General features: G+C 66.7%; 12 protein-coding genes and 1 tRNA gene. 1 reads left to right on the top strand and 12 read right to left on the bottom strand.

What is annotated here, in order from left to right; genetic code table 11:
• Window positions 1–48 precede the first annotated feature (48 nt).
• The 10 genes from rpoB to PQ455_RS02955 all read right to left on the bottom strand — a co-directional run bounded on the left by rpoB (window position 49) and on the right by PQ455_RS02955 (window position 15,432).
• Window positions 49–4,200 carry a DNA-directed RNA polymerase subunit beta gene (rpoB, locus tag PQ455_RS03000; protein WP_273689079.1) on the bottom strand — a complete coding sequence of 1,384 codons (4,152 nt, stop codon included), beginning with the start codon at window positions 4,198–4,200 and terminating at the stop codon, window positions 49–51.
• A gap of 582 nt (window positions 4,201–4,782) precedes the next feature.
• Entirely contained in the window at window positions 4,783–5,313 is a 531-nt protein-coding gene (locus tag PQ455_RS02995) for a helix-turn-helix domain-containing protein (protein WP_273689078.1), read from the bottom strand.
• 146 nt (window positions 5,314–5,459) lie between these two features.
• Window positions 5,460–9,989, bottom strand: a complete 4,530-nt coding sequence (gltB, locus tag PQ455_RS02990) for a glutamate synthase large subunit (RefSeq protein WP_273689075.1) — start codon at window positions 9,987–9,989, stop codon at window positions 5,460–5,462.
• Window positions 9,986–10,462 (bottom strand): hypothetical protein, encoded by a 477-nt coding sequence (locus PQ455_RS02985; protein WP_273689073.1) that lies wholly within the window; start codon window positions 10,460–10,462, stop codon window positions 9,986–9,988. The genes gltB and PQ455_RS02985 overlap by 4 nt, the downstream gene beginning before the upstream one ends.
• Complete coding sequence (locus tag PQ455_RS02980; protein WP_273689071.1) at window positions 10,459–10,755, bottom strand: nucleotidyltransferase domain-containing protein; 297 nt, start codon at window positions 10,753–10,755, stop codon at window positions 10,459–10,461. The genes PQ455_RS02985 and PQ455_RS02980 overlap by 4 nt, the downstream gene beginning before the upstream one ends.
• A gap of 10 nt (window positions 10,756–10,765) precedes the next feature.
• Window positions 10,766–11,488 carry a DUF2059 domain-containing protein gene (locus PQ455_RS02975; protein WP_273689069.1) on the bottom strand — a complete coding sequence of 241 codons (723 nt, stop codon included), beginning with the start codon at window positions 11,486–11,488 and terminating at the stop codon, window positions 10,766–10,768.
• Window positions 11,489–11,498: 10 nt separating this feature from the next.
• Entirely contained in the window at window positions 11,499–11,960 is a 462-nt protein-coding gene (locus tag PQ455_RS02970) for a hypothetical protein (RefSeq protein WP_273689067.1), read from the bottom strand.
• Window positions 11,961–12,053: 93 nt separating this feature from the next.
• On the bottom strand, window positions 12,054–13,520 hold the full coding sequence (locus PQ455_RS02965) for an NAD(P)-dependent oxidoreductase (protein ID WP_273689066.1): 1,467 nt from the start codon (window positions 13,518–13,520) through the stop codon (window positions 12,054–12,056).
• Window positions 13,521–13,681: 161 nt separating this feature from the next.
• On the bottom strand, window positions 13,682–14,500 hold the full coding sequence (locus PQ455_RS02960) for an undecaprenyl-diphosphate phosphatase (RefSeq protein WP_273689063.1): 819 nt from the start codon (window positions 14,498–14,500) through the stop codon (window positions 13,682–13,684).
• Window positions 14,497–15,432: a complex I NDUFA9 subunit family protein gene (locus tag PQ455_RS02955; protein ID WP_273689060.1), complete on the bottom strand. Its 936-nt coding sequence runs from the start codon at window positions 15,430–15,432 to the stop codon at window positions 14,497–14,499. The genes PQ455_RS02960 and PQ455_RS02955 overlap by 4 nt, the downstream gene beginning before the upstream one ends.
• A gap of 166 nt (window positions 15,433–15,598) precedes the next feature.
• Here PQ455_RS02955 and PQ455_RS02950 point away from each other — a divergent pair.
• A tRNA-Leu gene (locus PQ455_RS02950) sits at window positions 15,599–15,685 on the top strand.
• A 280-nt stretch (window positions 15,686–15,965) separates the two neighbouring features.
• On the opposite strand, the gene PQ455_RS02945 is transcribed toward PQ455_RS02950, so the two are convergent.
• Together PQ455_RS02945 and PQ455_RS02940 are read right to left on the bottom strand one after the other, a co-directional pair.
• Entirely contained in the window at window positions 15,966–17,384 is a 1,419-nt protein-coding gene (locus PQ455_RS02945; RefSeq protein ID WP_273689058.1) for an efflux transporter outer membrane subunit, read from the bottom strand.
• The gene (locus PQ455_RS02940; RefSeq protein WP_273689055.1) at window positions 17,381–20,539 is read right to left on the bottom strand and encodes an efflux RND transporter permease subunit; all 3,159 of its coding nucleotides are present in this window, start codon (window positions 20,537–20,539) and stop codon (window positions 17,381–17,383) included. The genes PQ455_RS02945 and PQ455_RS02940 overlap by 4 nt, the downstream gene beginning before the upstream one ends.
• Window positions 20,540–20,545 lie beyond the last annotated feature (6 nt).

Genomic DNA, 20,545 nt, shown 5'->3' with positions numbered 1-20,545 from the left:
ACCCTCACCCTACCCTCTCCCGCAAGCGGGAGAGGGCTCTCAGGTTCGTTATTCAGCCGCCTCGGCCAGCCCCTTGTCTTCCTCATTCGACTTGAGTTCGACGTTGAGACCCAGCGAGCGCATTTCCTTGACGAGCACGTTGAAGCTCTCCGGAATGCCGGCCTCGAACGTGTCGTCGCCCTTGACGATCGCCTCGTAGACCTTGGTGCGGCCGACCACGTCGTCGGACTTCACCGTCAGCATTTCCTGCAACGTGTAGGCGGCGCCATAGGCCTGGAGCGCCCAGACCTCCATTTCGCCGAAGCGCTGGCCGCCGAACTGCGCCTTGCCGCCCAGCGGCTGCTGGGTGACGAGGCTGTACGGCCCGATCGAGCGCGCGTGGATCTTGTCGTCCACCAGGTGGTGCAGCTTCAGCATGTAGATGTAGCCGACGGTCACCTTGCGATCGAACTGGTCGCCGGTGCGGCCGTCGAACAGCTCGACCTGACCCGAGGTGTCGAGCCCCGCCAGGGTGAGCATGTCGGACACGTCCGCCTCGCGCGCGCCGTCGAACACCGGCGTCGCCATCGGCACGCCGTTCTTCAGCAGGCCCGCCATCTCGACGACATTGTTGCTGGTCAGCCCATCGATCTCGCCGTGATATTGCGCGCCATAGACACGCTTCAGCTCGCTGCGCACCGCTTCCGGCGCCTCGCCCGCTTCCGGGTTCGGATTGGCGTCGCGCCAGTCCTCCAGCGCCTGCGTGACCTGCTTGCCCAGGCCGCGCGCGGCCCAGCCGAGATGGGTCTCGAAGATCTGGCCGACGTTCATGCGGCTCGGCACGCCCAGCGGGTTCAGCACGATATCGACCGGCGTACCGTCCGCGAGGAAGGGCATGTCCTCCTGCGGCAGGATGCGGCTGATGACGCCCTTGTTGCCATGGCGGCCGGCCATCTTGTCGCCCGGCTGCAGCTTGCGCTTCACCGCGACGAACACCTTGACCATCTTCAGCACGCCCGGCGGCAGCTCGTCGCCGCGCTGGAGCTTCTCGACGCGATCGTCGAACTTCTTGACGATCAGGCCGACGGCGTCGTCATATTCCGCCTTCACGGCTTCCAGATCGGCCTGGCGGCTGTCGTCCGCCACGGCGAACTTCCACCATTCCCGCTTCTCGACGGACTCGAGCAGTTCCTCGTCGATCGTACCGCCCTTCTTGACGCCCTTGGGCGCCGCCGAGGCGGTCTGGCCGAGCAGCATGTCGCGCAGGCGGGCATAGGCCGCCCGGTTGAGGATGCCACGCTCGTCCTCGCGATCCTTGGCGAGACGGTCGATCTCCTCGCGTTCGATCGCCAGCGCGCGCTCGTCCTTGTCGATGCCGTGGCGATTGAACACGCGCACGTCCACGATCGTGCCGGCGACGCCCGGCGGCAGGCGCAGCGAGGTATCGCGCACGTCCGACGCCTTCTCGCCGAAGATGGCGCGGAGAAGCTTCTCTTCCGGCGTCATCGGGCTCTCGCCCTTCGGCGTGATCTTGCCGACGAGAATATCGCCCGGCTCGACCTCGGCACCGATATACACGATGCCCGCCTCGTCGAGGTTGCGCAGCGCTTCCTCGCCGACGTTCGGAATGTCGCGGGTGATGTCTTCCGGCCCGAGCTTGGTGTCGCGGGCCATCACCTCGAACTCGTCGATGTGGATCGACGTGAACACGTCGTCCTTCACGATCCGCTCGCTGATGAGGATCGAATCCTCATAATTGTAGCCGTTCCACGGCATGAACGCGACGAGCACGTTGCGGCCGAGCGCCAGTTCGCCGAACTCGGTCGACGGGCCGTCGGCGATCACTTCGCCCTTGGTCACCCGGTCGCCCACCTTCACCAGCGGACGCTGGTTGATGCAGGTCGACTGGTTGGAGCGCTGGAACTTCATCAGCGTGTAGATGTCCACGCCCGAACGACCCGGCTCCACCTCGTCGGTGGCGCGGATCACGATGCGGCCGGCATCGACCTGGTCGACGATGCCCGCGCGCTTCGCGGCGATCGCGGCGCCCGAATCGCGCGCCACGGTCTCTTCCATGCCGGTGCCGACGAACGGCGCCTCGGCGCGAACCAGCGGCACCGCCTGGCGCTGCATGTTCGAACCCATCAGCGCGCGGTTCGCGTCGTCGTTCTCCAGGAACGGGATCAGCGAAGCCGCGACCGACACGAGCTGCTTGGGGCTCACGTCCATCAGGGTGATCTGGTCGCGCGGCGCCATCAGGAATTCGCCGGCCTCACGCGCCGAGATCAGATCCTCGACGAACTCGCCGGTGGCGGTCAGCTCGGCGTTGGCCTGCGCGATCGTGTGCTTGGCCTCTTCCATCGCCGACAGATAGACGACTTCCGCCGACACCTTGCCGTCGATGATCTTGCGGTACGGCGTCTCGATGAAGCCGTACTTGTTGACCCGGCTGAACGACGCCAGCGAGTTGATGAGGCCGATGTTCGGGCCTTCCGGCGTCTCGATCGGGCAGATGCGGCCATAATGCGTCGGGTGAACGTCGCGGACCTCGAAGCCGGCGCGCTCACGCGTCAGACCGCCCGGCCCGAGCGCCGAGACGCGACGCTTGTGCGTCACTTCGGAGAGCGGGTTGGTCTGGTCCATAAACTGCGACAGCTGCGACGAGCCGAAGAACTCGCGCACGGCGGCAACCGCCGGCTTGGCGTTGATCAGGTCGTTCGGCATCACCGTCGACACGTCGACCGACGACATGCGCTCCTTCACGGCGCGCTCCATGCGGAGCAGGCCGACGCGATACTGGTTCTCCAGCAGCTCGCCCACCGAACGCACGCGGCGGTTGCCGAGATTGTCGATGTCGTCGATCTCGCCCTTGCCGTCCTTGAGGTTCACGAGCGTCTTGACCACCTCGAGGATATCCTCGGTGCGAAGCGTCGTCACCGTATCCTCGACATCGAGGTCGAGGCGCATGTTGAGCTTCACGCGGCCCACGGCCGAGAGATCGTAGCGCTCGGGATCGAAGAACAGACCGCCGAACAGCGACTCCGCCGTCTCCTTCGTCGGCGGCTCGCCGGGGCGCATCACGCGATAGATTTCGGACAGCGCATGGTCGCGCTCCTCCACCTTGTCGGCGGCGAGCGTGTTGCGGATCCACGGGCCGGTCGAGACATGGTCGATGTCGAGCAGCTCGAGCTTCTCGATGCCGGCATTGTCCAGCTTCTCGAGATTCTCGGGCGTAACCTCGTCGCCCGCCTCGATGTAGATGCGGCCGGTGCTCTCGTCGATCAGGTCGAACGCCGAATAGCGGCCGAAGATTTCCTCGGTCGGGATCAGCAGCGTCTGGAGGCCGTCCTTGCCGGCCTTGTTCGCGGCGCGCGGGGACACCTTGGTGCCGGCCGGGAAGACGACCTCGCCATTGTCGCCGTTGACCACGTCGAACGACGGCTTCTGACCGCGCCAATTCTCCGGCAGGTAGGGAACCTTCCAGCCGCCGTCGCCACGGATGTAGACCGCGGTCTTGTAGAATTGGTTGAGGATCTGCTCGCCGTCGAGACCGAGGGCATACAGCAGGGTCGTCACCGGCAGCTTGCGCTTGCGATCGATGCGGACGTTGACGATGTCCTTGGCGTCGAACTCGAAATCGAGCCACGAGCCGCGATACGGGATCACGCGGGCGGCGAACAGATACTTGCCCGACGCATGGGTCTTGCCGCGATCATGATCGAACAGCACGCCCGGCGAACGGTGCATCTGGCTGACGATGACGCGCTCGGTGCCGTTGACGATGAAGGTGCCGTTGCCCGTCATCAGGGGCATGTCGCCCATGTAGACGTCCTGCTCCTTGATATCGAGGACCGAGCGGGTCTCCGTATCGGGATCCACCTCGAACACGATCAGGCGGAGCGTCACGCGCATCGGCGCGGCGTAGGTGATGCCGCGCTGGCGGCATTCGTCGGTGTCGAACTTGGGCTCCTCCAGTTCGTAATTCACGAAATCCAGCTCGGCGGTGCCGGCGAAATCGCGGATCGGGAACACCGAACGCAGGGTCTTTTCCAGACCGGAGACATAGCCGATCGACGGATCGGAACGCAGGAACTGCTCGTAGCTTTCGCGCTGAACCTCGATCAGGTTCGGCATCTGCACCACTTCGTGGATGTTGCCGAAGACCTTGCGGATGCGCTTGGTCGAAACCTTCGCGGGGGCCGGAACTGCCTGGGTCGCCATGTATTTTCCTCGAGTCCGTGTCACTCAGCCCACCTTTCAGCGGGTGCGCGGCCACGTGGATGGGGGGCCATCCACGCAAAAAAGTGCGGGTCCGGGCCGTCGGATCCGCACTGCAGCCTCTGGTAGAACCCCGGAAATTCCCCCCATCCGTCGCGATCCGCGAGCCAGGCGGACCGTGTCTCGGAGGACACCAAGGCGGACACGCCCGCGCGAACGGGGACTCGTGGCCGAAAAAATCGTGAGGGGCCTATATAGCGGCCGGATCGGAGATGGGAAGGGGTTGGTGGAACCCCATCCTCAAATCGTCATCGCGAGCGCAGCGACGCGATCCAGTTGGGACCTCGCGTCCGATCGAGAGGCTGGATTGCTTCGCTGTACGCGCAATGGCGGATTATAGCGGAATGTCCGCACCTCAAGACGAAGGCGACCCCGGCCTGCGCCGGGGCGACGATCCGATTTTCGGCACTTGCGAAAAACCCTGGCCGCCCGACGCCACCGCCCGACGAGGTCCACAGCATCACGCCAGCCCAATCGAATCCAGTCTGACCCTACCGGACCCGAGCCCACCGGATATACGGAAGGCTAATCCCGCCCCACGGCCCTCGGCTCCCACCGCAGCGCCTCGCCGCGCGTCCCGGCATTGTAGATGTCCGCCAGGGTACGCCGCATCTTGTCGGCCGCCTCCCCGGTCAGCGAAACCCACGATCGCCGGTGATCGGTGTCGTCCGCCACCCGCGTCACCCAGCCGAGCCGTTCGAGCTGGCTGATGTGGCGCAGCGCGCTCGTCGTCGGCTCGCCGCTGGCGATGCAGAGGCTCGTGACGCTCACCCGCGTGCCATCCTCCTCGGCGACGAGCAGGTCGAGCATCATGTTCCACACCGGGTTCGCCGCCATGTGCGCCCCGACGAGCTGCTCGAACCGCCGGCTCACCTTGTAGAGATCGCGTCCGAGGGCGGACACCGTTACCGGCTGCCCCGCCTTCGGCGCCATCTCGAAGCGGCTGGTGGCCCCTTCGAGCAGGCGATCGATCGTCGCCCGTTCGGTATCTTCCAACGGCAATCGCGAAAGCAACCTGTCGATCTGCCAGCGCGTGGTATACCCTGATTCACCCATATTGGCCCCGTTATCTGCCCCCGAGCCGAGACAGCATAAGAGGGCGCATCGCGGCGCTATTCAAGGGATTGAGGGCCGGCCTATCCGAATCGGATGTTATTGCGGTCGCAGCATAATTTATGTTGCCTCCGCAAGCCGCGTCGGAATCATTCCGCCGCGATAATCTCATCAACCGGCGCATCGCTCAACGGATGTTCCAGCCGCGAGACCATCTCCTTCGGGCATACCTGCCAGATGTGGTCGCGCCACCGATCCCAATCGTCGAGGATGGTATTGGCCCACTTGCTGCCCGTCGCCACCGCATGTTCGGCGATCAGCGACTTGGCCCGCGCCTCCCAATGGGTGGAGGCGAACCGCTGCCACAGGATGCTCTCCGGGTTGGCGAGTGACGGGAAACTGCCCTTCTCGTCCAGCACGAAGGCCATGCCCCCGGTCATGCCCGCGCCGAAATTGTCGCCGACTTCGCCCAGGATCACCGCCGTGCCGCCGGTCATATATTCGCAGCCGTTGGCGCCGCAGCCCTCCACCACGACGGTCGCGCCCGAGTTGCGCACGGCGAACCGCTCGCCCGCCTGCCCCGCCGCGAACAGCCGGCCGGAGGTGGCGCCATACAGCACGGTATTGCCGATGATCGTGTTCGACTTGGTCTCCAGCGGCGACGAGACGGTCGGCCGCACGATGATCGTGGCGCCCGAAAGCCCCTTGCCGACATAATCGTTGGCGTCGCCCATCACCTCGAGCTTCAGGCCCTTGACCGCGAAGGCGCCGAGCGACTGGCCGGCCGAGCCGCGCAGCCGCACGGTGACATGGCCGTCCGCCAGCGTGGACATGCCGAACTTGCGCGTGATCTCGGCCGAGATGCGCGTGCCGACCGCGCGGTGCGTGTTGCGCACCGTATAGGTCAGCTGCATCTTCTCGCCACGCTCGAACACGGCGGCGGCGTCGCGGATCATCTGCGCGTCGAGGCTGTCGGGCACGTCGTTGCGGAACGTGCTGATCGCGAAGCGGCGATGGTGATCCGGCGCATCGACCTTGGCGAGAATCGGGTTGAGGTCGAGATCGTCGAGATGCTCGGCGCCCCGGCTCACCTGCCGCAGCAGTTCGGTGCGGCCGATCACCTCGTCGAGGCTCTTGAAGCCGAGCCGGGCGAGGATTTCGCGCACCTCCTCGGCGATGAAGGTCATCAGGTTGATGACCTTCTCGGGCGTGCCGACGAACTTCTGGCGCAGCGCGTCGTCCTGCGTGCAGACGCCGACCGGGCAGGTGTTCGAATGGCACTGGCGCACCATGATGCAGCCCATCGCGACGAGGCTGAGCGTACCGATGCCATATTCCTCGGCGCCGAGGATCGCGGCGATCACGATATCGCGCCCGGTCTTGAGCCCGCCATCGGTGCGCAGCTTCACCCGGTGGCGCAGACCATTGAGGGTCAGCACCTGATTGACCTCGGTCAGCCCCATTTCCCAAGGCGTGCCGGCATATTTGATCGACGTTTGCGGCGAAGCGCCGGTGCCGCCGACATGGCCGGCGACGAGGATCGCGTCCGCATGGGCCTTGGCCACGCCCGCCGCGACGGTGCCGATGCCCGCCGACGAGACGAGCTTGACGCAGACCCGCGCGCGCGGGTTGATCTGCTTCAGATCGTAGATCAGCTGCGCCAGATCCTCGATCGAATAGATGTCGTGGTGCGGTGGCGGCGAGATCAGCATCACGCCGGGCGTCGAGTGTCGCAGGCGGGCGATCATCTCGGTCACCTTGAAGCCGGGCAGTTGCCCGCCCTCGCCGGGCTTGGCGCCCTGCGCGACCTTGATCTCCAGTTCCTCGGCCGAGCCCAGATATTCCGCCGTCACGCCGAACCGGCCCGACGCCACCTGCTTGATGACCGAATTGGCGTTGTCGCCGTTCGGATAGGGCGTGTAGCGGCTCTTGTCCTCGCCGCCCTCGCCCGACACCGCCTTGGCGCCGATGCGGTTCATCGCGATCGCCAGCGTCTCGTGTGCCTCGGGGCTGAGCGCGCCGAGCGACATGCCCGGCGTCACGAAGCGCTTGCGGATTTCGGTGATCGCCTCGACGCTGTCGATCGGCACCGGCTCGCGCGCCCAGTTGAACTCGAGCAGATCACGCAGATAGACCGGCGGCAGATCGCGCACCCCGCGCGAGAATTGCAGATATTGCGAGTAACTGTCGGTCGCGACCGACGATTGCAGCAGGTGCATCAGCTGCGCCGAATAGGCATGGGTCTCGCCGCCGGCGCGCTGCCGGTAGAAGCCGCCGACCGGCAGCATCGTCACCGCCTCGTCGAACGCCGCATCGTGGCGCAGCCGCGACGAGAGCTGGAGCGAAGCATAGCCCTCGCCCGAAATCTTCGCCGGCATCCCCGGAAACAGATCGTTGACCAGCGCGCGGCTGAGCCCCACCGCCTCGAAATTATAGCCGCCGCGATAGGAGGAGATCACCGCGATCCCCATCTTCGACATGATCTTCAACAGACCATCGTCGATCGCCTTGCGCCGCCGCTTGAAGCTGTCGGCCAGGCTCACCTCGCCAAACAGGCCGCGCGCATGGCGATCCGCCACCGCCGCCTCGGCCAGATAGGCGTTCACCGTGGTCGCGCCGACGCCGATCAGCACCGCGTAATAATGGGTGTCGAGGCATTCGGCCGCGCGCACGTTGATCGACGCATAGGAACGCAGCCCCTTGCGGACGAGGTGGGTGTGCACCGCCGCCGCCGCCAGGATCATCTGGATCGCGATCCGGTCCGGCCCGATATTCTCGTCCGTCAGGAACAGCTCGGTCCGCCCCTCGCGCACCGCCTGCTCGGCCTCGCGCCGCACCTGCGCGATCGCCTGGCGCAGCGCGTCCGGGCTGTCGGAAAGCGGGAAGGTGCAGTCGATCGTCGCCGATTGCGCGCCGAAATGCCCCTTCAGCGTCTCCCATTCCGCGCAGGAGATCACCGGGCTGTCGAGCACCAGCACATCCGACTGGACGGCATCGGTATCGAGGATGTTCGCCAGATTGCCGAAGCGCGTCTTGAGGCTCATCACCCGCGTTTCGCGTAAGGAGTCGATCGGCGGGTTGGTGACCTGGCTGAAATTCTGGCGGAAGAACTGACTGATAAGGCGCGGCTTGGACGAGATGACCGCCAGCGGCGTGTCGTCGCCCATCGAACCGATCGCTTCCTTGCCGTCCTCGGCCTGCGGGCTGAGGATCAGCTCGATATCCTCCATCGTCATGCCAGCGGCGACCTGGCGGCGCAGTAGCTCGCTCCGCTCCCATGCGGGCAGGCTGTCGCCCTCCGGCGGGGTCAAATCGGTGAGGTAGCGGAAGCCCGAGATCCATTCGCCATAGGGCTGTTCGCCCGCGATCTGCGCCTTGATCTCGGCATCCGAATAAAGCCGCCCGGTCTCCAGATCGACCGCGACCATCTTGCCCGGCCCCATCCGCCCCTTGGCGACGATCGAGCTTTCGGGGACGACGACCATGCCGGTCTCCGATCCCACGATCAGCAGGTTATCGGCGGTGAGCGTCGTCCGCAGCGGGCGCAGCGCGTTGCGATCGACGCCCGCCACTGCCCAGCGGCCATCGGTCATCGCCAGCGCGGCGGGGCCGTCCCACGGCTCCATCACGCTCGCGAAATAAGAATACATCGACTGCACTTCGGTCGGGAGCGTCGTGCTCTGCTGCCACGCCTCGGGCACCAGCATCAGCTTGGCGGTCGGCGCGTCGCGGCCTGAACGACAGATCGCCTCGAACACCGCGTCGAGCGCGGCGGTATCCGATGCGCCCGACGGGATGAGCGGCTTGATCTCGTCCGAATGCTCGCCGAACGCGAGGCTGGCCATCTTGATCTCGTGGCTCTTCATCCAATTCTTGTTGCCGCGGATCGTGTTGATCTCGCCATTGTGGGCGAGGCAGCGGAACGGCTGCGCCAGCCACCATTGCGGGAAGGTGTTGGTCGAATAGCGCTGGTGGAAGATCGCGACCCGGCTGGTGAAGCGCTCGTCCTGAAGGTCGGGATAGAAAACCGACAGCTCTTCCGCGAGGAACAGCCCCTTGTAGATGATCGACCGGCAGCTGAGCGAGCAGACGTAGAAGCCCTGCACCTGCGCCTCGATGATCTTGCGCTCGATACGGCGGCGGACGAGGTAGAGCTTCTTCTCGAACTCGGCCTCGCTCTCCTCCTCGGGCAGCGGCCCGGCGATCATGATCTGCTCGATCTCGGGCCGGGTCAGCATCGCCTTGTCGCCGATCACCGACACGTCCACCGGCACCTGCCGCCAGCCGTAGATGGTGTAGCCGAAATCGATGATCTCGCTCTCGACGATGGTGCGGCACATCTCCTGCGCGCCCAGATCGGTGCGCGGCATGAAGATCATGCCGACGGCCAGCCGGTTCTGGCGCGGCCGATGCCCGCCTGCCTCGATCGCATCGTCGAAGAAGCGCACCGGCAGGTCGATGTGGATGCCCGCGCCGTCGCCGGTCTTGCCGTCCGCATCCACCGCGCCGCGATGCCACACCGCCTTCAACGCCTCGATCGCCGCCGAGACCACCCGGCGCGACGCCTTCCCATCGGTCGCCGCGACCATGCCGACGCCACAGGCATCACCCTCGTAATCGGGGCGATACATGCCCTCTTCGGCGAGGCGCTGGTGTTCGGGGGTGGGATAGTGGGTCATGGCAGCAGGCCCTTCAGAGCAGCGATCAGGGTTTTCACGTTGAGAATCAAGGTATCGAGCCGGTCCCAGGCCTGGCTCAGCCAGTCGGCGAAGGCATCGAGATCGACGGGATAATCATGTGCGAGCATGTTGCGGACGATGAGGAGGTCCATCCACTCCTCTGCGCTGGCGAGGCCGCCGAGCTGCGCGGCCCGCTCGATCGCCTGACGCATCGAGAAGTTGCGCGGATCCTCACCGGACAAAGCCAGAAAGCCGCGAAGCAGCCGCCGGGATGCCAGATCCTGAAGGAGCAGGAATTTCATCTGGAAGGCATAGACGCCATCCCACTCGTCCGCGTCGAGGGCAGTCAGCGTCTCGCCGGTAAACGGCGCGAGGGCCTGGAGCCGGGCACGGGATGCCTCGATCTGCCCCACAAGCTGGTGGCACCCTCCGATCGCTTCGACGACCGCGCGCTGATATTCCTCGGGGCTCACAGCACGAGGCCCGAGCGGAGCGCCGCATCGTCGATCCAGCGCGGGACGGCGCCCCGCGACATGACGACCACGTCGATGTCCAACAGATCAAGATCGCGCCACAGCTGCCGCCGAAAGGCGACCTGACGAGACCGGGCCCGCGCAAGATCATCCACCTCGACGTGCAGGTCGATATCCCCGCCCCGCAGCGCGTCATCCACCCGGCTGCCGAACAAGCGCACGACCGCATCGGGGCCGAACGCCTCGGCGGCGGCCCCCTTGATCGCGGCGATCTCCTGTTCGGTCAGGCGCATCGGTCCGTCCTTATTCCGCCGGCCGACCGGATGCCGGCGCGGCGTCGAACAGGCTCTTGAGCTTTGCCTTCTCGGCGTCGGTCATTTCGCTCGGCTTCTTCGGCTTGGGCAGATCGGCGGTCGCGGCCTGCACCTTCTGGCCGATGCCGGGCATCGCCTGCATCAGTTCCGGCATCAGCCCCTGCATCGTCTCGACCACCGCCGGATCGGCCATGATCGCCATCGCCTGGCTGGCATAAGCGCTGCCGGTCGGCGTCGCGAAGAAACGGTCCAGTTCGGTAAGCTGCGCCTCACTGAACCGCCCGGCATAAGCGCGCGCCAGACCGTTGCGCAGGCGCGGCTCGAAGCCGGACATCACGCCGATCATCTGATCCATCGTCACCTTCATCGTCCGCCGCATCCGCTCGTCGAACGCGGGATCGAGCAGACCCATCATCTGCTTCATCGTGCCGGGGCCGACGCTCTGGAGCCGATCCGCCGGCACCCCGCCGATCGCCGCCAGATCACGCAGCGGCATGTCGGTCATCTGGCCGACCATCAAATCCATCAGCTTGTCCATCGTGCCGCTCATCATCCGGCGATAGGTGCCGTCCGGCATCAGCTTCGCCACGACCTTCACCGCCAGCGCCTGTCGCGCGGGTGATGCCGTCGAGACAGCCGCAGCCGGGGCCTGCGCCGAAACCGCCGCCGGCGCGCCGAGCGCGAGGATCAGCGCCAGGGCGATGGACTTCATCGTCATACTCTTACTCCACCCGCGCCGCCGCCGCGCGCTGCGCTTCTGCGGTGGCGGCGTTCAGCAGAGGCGCGGCGCGGCGAAAGAAGGCGGGGCCGACCTTCGGGCCGAGCGCCGCCAGCGCCTCCATCCGCTGCGCCCGCACCGCCGTCAGCGCGCCGGCCAGTTCGGCGGGGGTCAGCGCCTCGCGATAGGCGGCCGCCAGTTCCCGCTCCCACTGGTCGGCATGGGCATAGGCGCTGTTCTCGGCCGCGTCGGACAGCAGCGCATCGGCGCGCGGCTCGCCCACCCTGGCGGCGAGCGGCGCCTGCGCGCCGCCGCGATCGAGCGTCATCAGGATCATCGCGCGCAGATTCTCGCGCGGGGTGAGCGCATGGGCGATCTCGGCCGCCGGATCGGCGGGCAGCGAGACCGACGTGACGGCGCGCGCCGTGACCGGCGGAACCGTGGCAATCGCGGACGCAAGCAACATGGCAAGCATGATCCAACTCCCCCCGGAGCCTCGGGCCGCCCGATGCGGCCCACCCTTCCCGCCGCACCGACCCCGGCGCGGCCGAACCCGACCTTAAGCGGCGACCGCCCCGCGCGCGGCCCCGGCGGCGGCGGCCGCCTTCGCCTTGTCGCGCAGGAACAGGTGCATCCGCTCGGCGACGTCGCGCCCGTCGCGGATCGCCCATACCACGAGGCTCGCGCCACGCACGATGTCACCGGCGGCGAACACGCCTTCCAGGCTGGTCTGCATCGTGCGGTGATCGACCCGGATCGTGCCCCAGCGCGTCACCGAAAGCTCCGGCGCCTCGAACAGCTTGGGCAGATCCTCGGCATCGAAGCCCAGCGCCTTGATGACCAGATCGGCATCGATCCGGTAATCGGCGCCCGGATCGGGCTCCGGCGCGCGGCGGCCCGAGGCGTCGGGCTCGCCCAGCCGCATCTTGGCGACCTGCACGCCCGTCACCGTCTCGTCGCCGTGGAAGGCATGCGGGCCGGCGAGCCAGACGAACTCGACGCCTTCCTCCTCAGCATTCTTCACCTCGCGCTGCGACCCGGGCATGTTCGCCCGGTCGCGGCGGTAGAGGCAGCGCACCGACGTCGCGCCCTGGCGGATCGCGGTGCGGACGCAATCCATCGCCGTGTCGCCGCCACCGACGACCACGACATTCTTGCCCGCCGCGTTGAGGCTGCCATCGTCATAGGCCGGCACCGCATCGCCGAAGCCCTTGCGGTTGGAGGCGGTGAGATAGTCGAGCGCCTCGACCACGCCGCCCGTGCCGACGCCCGGTGCCTTCAGCCCGCGCGTCTTGTACACGCCGGTCGCGATCAGCACCGCGTCATGGTGGCGGCGCAATTCCTCCAGGGTCGCGTCGCGGCCGACCTCGAAGCTGTGGTGGAAGATGATGCCGGCCTCCTCGAGCCGCTTCACCCGCCGCTCGACGATCGGCTTCTCCAGCTTGAAGCCGGGGATGCCGTAGGTCAGCAGCCCGCCCATGCGATCGTAGCGATCGTAGACATGCACCTCGTAACCGCGCGCGCGCAGCAGTTCGGCCGTCGTCAGCCCCGCCGGCCCGGCGCCGATGATGCCGACCGACTGGCCGCGATCGGGGCCGACCGCGACCGGCTCGACCCAGCCCTCGGCCCAGGCCGTGTCGGTGATGTACTTCTCGACCGAGCCGATCGTCACCGCGCCATGGCCGGAGAATTCGATGACGCAATTACCCTCGCACAGCCGGTCCTGCGGGCAGATGCGGCCGCAGATCTCGGGCATGGTCGAGGTGGCGTTGCTCAGCTCATAGGCTTCGCGCAGCCGCCCCTCGGCGGTGAGGCGCAGCCAATCGGGGATATGGTTGTGGAGCGGGCAATGCGTCGAGCAATAGGGCACGCCGCATTGCGAGCAGCGCGAGGCCTGCGCCTCGGCATCGGGCGCGGCATAGCGGTTCGCGATCTCCGCGAAATCCTCGGCCCGTTCGGCCGCCGCGCGCTTCTCCGGATATTCCTGACCCAGCTTCACGAACGACAGCATGACATTGTTGCTCATCGCGCCACTCCCTCTGCCGCCCCACTCTCATAGGCGGCCGAGCGAGTCACGCGGAAATCCGGACTTAGGTAAGCGATGCTGCCTTATTCAGACGGCGATTTCGGGCATTTCGGCTTTGTTGCGAACAATTCTCAAATAATAAAGGTCCGATCCGGTCGTTTCTACAGCTGGAGCCAGCAGAAGGCCAGCACCCCGGCGGTGATTCGATACCAGGCGAAGGGCGCGAAGCCGTGCTTGGTGACGACGCCGAGGAACAACCGGATTACCGCCAGCGCAACGATGAAGGATACGCCGAAGCCGATCGCGATCGTCCCCACGCCGACGCTGCTGGCAGTCGGATGGAGGATCGCCTCGTGATTCTTGATGACCTCCAGCGTAGTCGCGCCCAGCATCGTCGGGACGGCGAGGAAGAAGCTGAACTCGGCCGCCGTGCGCCGCTCGACCCCCATGCACATCGCGCCCATGATGGTCGCGCCCGATCGGCTGACGCCGGGGATCATCGCCAGGCATTGCATGAAGCCGATGCCCAGCGTCCGCAGCACCGGCACCTCGGCCACGCCGACGATATGCCCGCGCCGCACGAAATGCTCGATCGCGAGGATGGCGATGCCGCCCACCACCAGCGCTACCGCCACCACGTCGGGCCGCAGCAGCAGCGCCTCGATATAATCATGCACCGCCAGCCCGATCACCACGGCGGGCATGAAGGCGATCAGGATGTTGCGCAGGAACCGCCACGATGTCGGCTCCAGCTTCACCAGCCCCAGGAACACCGCGAGGAAGGTGCGCCAGTAATAGACGATCACCGCCAGGATCGCGCCCAGCTGGATGATGATGTTGAACGTCGCCCACTGCTTCTCCTCATAGCCCAGCAGCGCGCTGGCGAGGATCAGGTGGCCGGTGGATGAGACCGGCAGGAATTCGGTGAGACCCTCGACGATGCCGAGGAGGATCGGCTCGACGATGCCGGCCCCGCTCATGCCTTTTCGACCAGGCCGAAGCGGCCGGAGCGGCGATATTGCACCAGCCAGCGCGGGGCGATGGCGGCCAACGGCGCGGGATCGATGCCGAACGCCGCGAAGCCGTCGGCATCCGCCGCCACGACATTGTCCTTCGACAGCATCAGCCACTGGTCCTTCGTAATCGGCGCGCCCGGCAGCCAGCCGGTGAGCGAGGCCATCGCGCAACCGATCATCTCGGACAGCGGGATGAAGGTCGGCGCGGCACCGATATGGCCCGCGATCTCCGCATTGATCGCCGCCATCGTCAGCACGTCCGGCCCGCCGAGTTCGAACGTCTTGCCGCCGAAGCGGTCGGGCGACAGCGCCGCCTGCGCGATGGCGTCGGCCACGTTCGCCACCCATGCGGGCTGGAATTTCGTGTCCGGCGCCAGCACCGGCACCACCGGCAGGGTGCGGATCATCTTGGCGAACTTGTTCACGAAATCGTCTTCCGGCCCGAACAGGATCGACGGGCGGACGATCGTGGCGCCGGGGAAGGCCGCCTTCACCGCCGCCTCGCCCTCGCCCTTGCTGCGCGCATAGGCCGAGGCGCCTTCCGGGTCGGCGCCGATCGCAGACACCTGCACCAGCGCGCCAACGCCGGCCGCGGCCGCCGCCTCGGCCACGGTGCGCGCGCCATCGACATGATATTTCTGGAAGTCGCCCTTCAGCAGCCCGACGAGGTTCACCACGGCGGTCGCCCCCGCGACGGCGCGGCGCACGCTGTCCGGCTTGGCGATGTCCGCCGCCATGAACTGCGTCTGGCCGAGGCCGCCCAGCGGCTTCAGGAAATAGGCGCCCGAGGGATCGCGCTCGGCGATCCGCACCCGCGCGCCGGCCTTCAGCAGAGCCTGCGCGACATAGCGGCCGAGGAAGCCGCCACCACCGAAGAGCGTAACCAGATCGTTCATGCCGCAAAAACCCTGCGTGAGAAGCCCGTCATGCCCCTGCCATGCCTTCGCGGCTGCGGGATGACAAGCCAAGGCTGATCCACGGGCTACACTCGCTTCGTCGCTTTCCGCTTTCCCATGTTGACAAGCCGCCCACCCCATCGCTATCCGCGCCGCTCCCCGACCTGCCCAGGTGGTGGAATTGGTAGACGCGCTGGCTTCAGGTGCCAGTGACCGCAAGGTCGTGAAGGTTCGAGTCCTTTCCTGGGCACCATCTGCCGCCTCTGGATACGTCCAGAGGCGTCCAGCTCGTAGCTGGCTTCAAAACACAAGTTCATCGATGGCACGCCCCTCTGCGGGAGGATATGCCCGACGGCATGCGCGCGCGATCGGGCATCGTCGACCGGCGCGCGGCCGAGCGCTGGTTCCCGGTAGACCGGGTCCCGGCACCGAGAGGTGAATCGGCTGTTCGACTTGTGCGGCGCGAGCGCATGGGCTCGCGAGGCGGCTGATCGATCAGCCGTTCCGCTGCGGTTATGGATGAACCTGTGCAATCATAACCCACCACCCAGCGCCCGGTACAATTCGATCGCGTTCGCCTGCCGCGCCAATCGGCTCGCGAGAAGGCTTTGCTCCGCCGCATAGAGCGATCGTTGCGAATCCAGCGTCGTCAGGAACGGATCGATGCCCGATTGGAAGCGCGCTTCGGACAGGGTGAAGGCGCCGCGCGCGTTGTTCCGCAACGAGGTCTGCGCTTCCACCTGTCCGTCGATCGTGCCGCGACGGGCGAGCGCGTCGGCGACTTCGCGGAAGGCGGTCTGCACCGCTTTCTCATATTGGGCGACCATCGCGTCGCGGGTCGCCTCGGCGTAGCGGAGGTTGCCCTTGCGCTTGCCGAAATCGAACAGCGGCAAAGTGGCGGTGGGCGCGACCGACCAGGCTTCGCTGCCGTTGGCGAACAGGTTCGACAGGCCGAGGCTGAGCGTGCCGAAGGCCGCCGTCAGCGAGATATTGGGGAAGAAGGCCGCGCGCGCCGCGCCGATATTGGCGTTAGCGCCGATCAGCTGATGCTCGGCCGCCGCGATGTCCGGGCGACGCAGCAGCACCTGTGACGACAGATCGGCCGGCAGATTGTCGAGCGTCGCCTTCGCATCGCCCAGCTCCGACGGAAGCAGATCGGCGCCCAAGGTCGTGCCCGCCAGCAGGTTGAGCGCATTCTGATCCTGCGCGACCAAGGTGGTGGCGTCTGCGATGTCGGAACGCGCCTGATCGAAGCTGGTCTGCGCCTGACGCACCTCCAGTTCCGACGACACGCCGGCATCGAAGCGGGCGCGGGTCAATTCCAGCGTGCGGCCGAAGGCGGTCTGCGTATCGCGGGCGATGCGTAGGCGCTCCTGATCGGCCGCCATCGTCAGCCAGGCCGTGGCGATCTCGGCGATGAGCGCGGTTTGGGCGGCGTTACGATTCTCCTGCGCCGCGAAATATTGTTCCTGCGCCGCCTTCGTCAGATTGCGGACGCGGCCGAACAGATCGATCTCCCACGCGGAAACGCCGACATTGGCGGCATAGACATCGAACCGCCCGCTTCCCGCAACGCCACCGACCGCGCCGCCGCCGACCGCGCCGACCGGCGACTTCTGGTAGGTCGCCGACCCCGTGGCTCCCACGGCGGGCAGCAGGTCGGCGCGCTGGACGCGATATTGCGACCGCGCCTGCGCGACATTGGCGACCGCGATCCGCAAGTCGCGATTGTTGTCGAGCGCGGTGCGGATCACCGTGCGCAGGCGGGTGTCGGTGAAGAAGTCGGCCCAGGCGGTGTCGGTCGCCATCGCGCCCGTGGTGGTGCCATAGGCCGGCCCCTGCGGCGCGGCGGAGGGCACCGGCAGCGCCGGTCGCACATATTTGGGTGCCATGTCACAGGCGGTGAGTGCCAGGGCGCTGGCAAGGCCGAGGGCCAGCTTGCGGCGGATCATGCCAGCGCCTCCTGCCCGGCCGGGCTTTGCGGCGTGGGCTCGCGGTCGGGTGCGCGATCCTGCCGGAACAGCTTCTTCACCAGCACGAAGAACAGGGGCACGAAGAAGATCGCCAGCACCGTGGCGGAGAGCATTCCGCCCACCACCGCCCAGCCGATCGCATTCTGCCCGCCGGCCCCCGCCCCGCTCGACAGCGCCAGCGGCAGCACGCCGAAGATGAAGGCGAACGACGTCATGATGATCGGCCGCAGGCGCAGCTTGGCGGCCTCCAGCGCGGCGTCGGCGGCGTTGAGGCCGTCGCGCATCTTCTCCTCGGCGAACTCCACGATCAGGATCGCGTTCTTGGCCGACACGCCGATCGTGGTGATGAGGCCAACCTGAAGATAGATGTCGTTGTTGAGCCCGATCAATGTCGCCGCCAGCACCGCGCCCAGCACGCCGAGCGGCACCACCAGCAACACCGCAATCGGCACCGACCAGCTTTCATAGAGCGCGGCGAGGCACAGGAACACGATCAGCAGCGAAAGCGCGTAGAGCGCCGGCGCCTGACCGCCCGACAGCCGCTCCTCATAGGAAAGGCCGTTCCATTCATAGCCGATCCCGGCGGGCAGCTTGGCGGCATGGTCCTGCATCGCCGCCATCGCGGCGCCGGTGCTGACGCCCGGTGCCGGCGAGCCCATGATCTGCATCGAGGGCACGCCATTGTACCGCTCCAGACGTGCCGGCCCATAGGCCCAATGGGTCGAGGAGATCGACGACAGCGGGGTCATCGCGCCGCCCGAGCCGCGGATGAAGAAATTGCCCAGCCCCTCGGGCGTCGCGCGGAACGGCGCGTCGGCCTGGACATAGACCTTCTTCACGCGGTTGCGATCGATGAAGTCGTTGACGTAGGTGCCGCCGAGCGCCGTCGCGACGGTATCGTTGATGTCGGCCTGCGCGACACCGAGCGAGGCGGCGGTGGCGGGATCGACGTCGAGCTTCACCTGCGGCGAATCCTCCAGCCCGTTGGGGCGCACCTGCACCAGCCGCTTGTCGGCCCCGGCCAGCCCGAGCAGCTGGTTGCGCGCGGCGAGCAGCTTGTCGTGGCCGACCCCGCCGATATCCTTCAGCTGGAAATCGAAGCCGTTGGCATTACCCAGTTCGGTGACGGCGGGCGGCGCGAAGGTGATGACCATGCCCGCGCGGATCTTGCCGAGCGCGCCATTGGCCCGGCCCGCGACCGCCGCCGCGCCATTCTCGCTACCCTTGCGCTCGGCCCAATCCTTCAGCCGAACGAAGGCGATGCCGACATTCTGGCCCTGCCCGACGAAGCCGAAGCCGCTGATCGTGAACACCGCCGACACATTGGCTTTCTCGGTTTTCAGATAATAATCGCGCACCCGGTCCATCGTCCGCGCCGTTTCCTCCATCGAGGTGCCCGACGGCAGCGAGACCTGGGTGAACAGCAACCCCTGATCCTCATCGGGCAGGAAGCCGGAGGGGAGGCGGATGAACAGGACGCTGAGCCCGACCACGACCAGCGCGTAGACGAGCATCGTCCGCCCCCAGCGCCGCTCGATGCGGGCGACGCCCTTGCCGTAGCGATCGACATTGCGATCGAAGGTGCGGTTGAACCAGCCGAAGAAGCCCTTGCGGTCGTGATGGTGGCCGCCCTTCGCGGGCTTCAGGATGGTGGCGCACAGCGCCGGCGTCAGCACGAGCGCCACGAACACCGACAGCACCATCGCCGACACGATCGTGATCGAGAATTGGCGGAAGATCACGCCGGTCGATCCGCCGAAGAAGGCCATCGGCAGGAACACCGCCGACAAAACGAGGCCGATGCCGACCAGCGCGCCGCTGATCTCGTCCATCGACTTGCGCGCCGCCTCCTTGGGGCTCAACCCCTCCTCCTGGATCAGCCGCTCGACATTCTCGACGACGACGATCGCGTCATCGACCAGCAGGCCGATCGCCAGCACCATGCCGAACAGGGTGAGCGTGTTGATCGTGAAGCCCGCGATCTGGAGGATCGCGAACGACCCCAGCAGCACCACCGGCACCGCGATCGTCGGGATCAGGGTCGCGCGCCAGTTCTGGAGGAACAGGAACATCACCACGAACACGAGGACGACCGCCTCGACCAGCGTATGGACGACCTGCTCCACCGACAGCTTCACGAAAGTGGAATTATCGACCGGGTAGGCGACCTTGATGTCGGCGGGGAATTGCCGGGCCAGCTGATCCACCTCGGCCTTAACCGCCGTCACCGTATCCAGCGCGTTGGCGCCGGGGGCCAGCTTGATGCCGATGCCCGACGCCTGCTTGCCGTTGAAGCGCGCCTGGAAACTGTAATTCTCCGAGCCCAGCTCGACCCGCGCGACATCGGCCAGCCGCACGGTGGCGCCGCCGGTCGCGGCGCGCAGCACGATCTTCTCGAACTGCTCGACGGTGCGCAGCCGGGATTGCGCGGTGACGGTGGCGTTGAGCGCCTGCGCGTTGACGGTCGGCAGGCTGCCCACCTGCCCCGCCGAAACCTGCGCGTTCTGCGCGGTGATCGCGGCCTTAACGTCGCCGACGGTGAGGTTGAGGTTCGATAGCTTGAACGGATCGACCCAGATGCGCATCGCATATTGCGCGCCCAGCACCTGCGTATCGCCCACCCCGCTCACCCGGCTCAGCGGATCCTGCAAGGTCGAGGCGACGAAATCGCCGAGATCGACCTGATCGTGGCGCCCATCCTCCGAATAGAGCGCCACCACCATCAGGAAGGTCGCCGAGGATTTGCTGACGCGCAGGCCGGCCTGCTGCACCTCCTGCGGCAGAAGCGGCGTCGCCTGCGCGAGCTTGTTCTGCACCTGCACCTGCGCGATGTCGGCGTCGGTGCCCTGCTCGAAGGTGAGCGTGATCGCCAGATTGCCGGCGGAATCGCTGGTCGACGAGAAGTAGCGAAGGTTGTCGATGCCCTTCATCTGCTGCTCGATGATCTGGGTCGTCGTATTCTCCAGCGTCTGCGCGTCGGCGCCCGGATACAGCGTGTTGATGACGACCGACGGCGCCGCGATCTCCGGGAATTGCGCGATCGGCAGGGTGCGCAGCGCGAGCAGGCCGGCCAGCATCAGGATGATCGCGATCACCCATGCGAAGATGGGGCGGTCGATGAAATAGCGGGACATGACCGG

The organism is Sphingomonas naphthae (assembly GCF_028607085.1).
Lineage (GTDB): Bacteria > Pseudomonadota > Alphaproteobacteria > Sphingomonadales > Sphingomonadaceae > Sphingomonas_Q > Sphingomonas_Q naphthae.
Note: the sequence above shows the minus strand (reverse complement) of the source record. Positions and strands in the feature narration are given on the sequence as shown.

What these genes read in the sequence shown, in the direction of transcription:
- rpoB (WP_273689079.1), bottom strand. Translation starts at nt 4,200, where the DNA reads ATGGCGACCCAGGCAGTTCCGGCCCCCGCGAAGGTTTCGACCAAGCGC.
- PQ455_RS02995 (WP_273689078.1), bottom strand. Translation starts at nt 5,313, where the DNA reads ATGGGTGAATCAGGGTATACCACGCGCTGGCAGATCGACAGGTTGCTT.
- gltB (WP_273689075.1), bottom strand. Translation starts at nt 9,989, where the DNA reads ATGACCCACTATCCCACCCCCGAACACCAGCGCCTCGCCGAAGAGGGC.
- PQ455_RS02980 (WP_273689071.1), bottom strand. Translation starts at nt 10,755, where the DNA reads ATGCGCCTGACCGAACAGGAGATCGCCGCGATCAAGGGGGCCGCCGCC.
- PQ455_RS02975 (WP_273689069.1), bottom strand. Translation starts at nt 11,488, where the DNA reads ATGAAGTCCATCGCCCTGGCGCTGATCCTCGCGCTCGGCGCGCCGGCG.
- PQ455_RS02970 (WP_273689067.1), bottom strand. Translation starts at nt 11,960, where the DNA reads ATGTTGCTTGCGTCCGCGATTGCCACGGTTCCGCCGGTCACGGCGCGC.
- PQ455_RS02965 (WP_273689066.1), bottom strand. Translation starts at nt 13,520, where the DNA reads ATGAGCAACAATGTCATGCTGTCGTTCGTGAAGCTGGGTCAGGAATAT.
- PQ455_RS02960 (WP_273689063.1), bottom strand. Translation starts at nt 14,500, where the DNA reads ATGAGCGGGGCCGGCATCGTCGAGCCGATCCTCCTCGGCATCGTCGAG.
- PQ455_RS02955 (WP_273689060.1), bottom strand. Translation starts at nt 15,432, where the DNA reads ATGAACGATCTGGTTACGCTCTTCGGTGGTGGCGGCTTCCTCGGCCGC.
- PQ455_RS02945 (WP_273689058.1), bottom strand. Translation starts at nt 17,384, where the DNA reads ATGATCCGCCGCAAGCTGGCCCTCGGCCTTGCCAGCGCCCTGGCACTC.
- PQ455_RS02940 (WP_273689055.1), bottom strand. Translation starts at nt 20,539, where the DNA reads ATGTCCCGCTATTTCATCGACCGCCCCATCTTCGCATGGGTGATCGCG.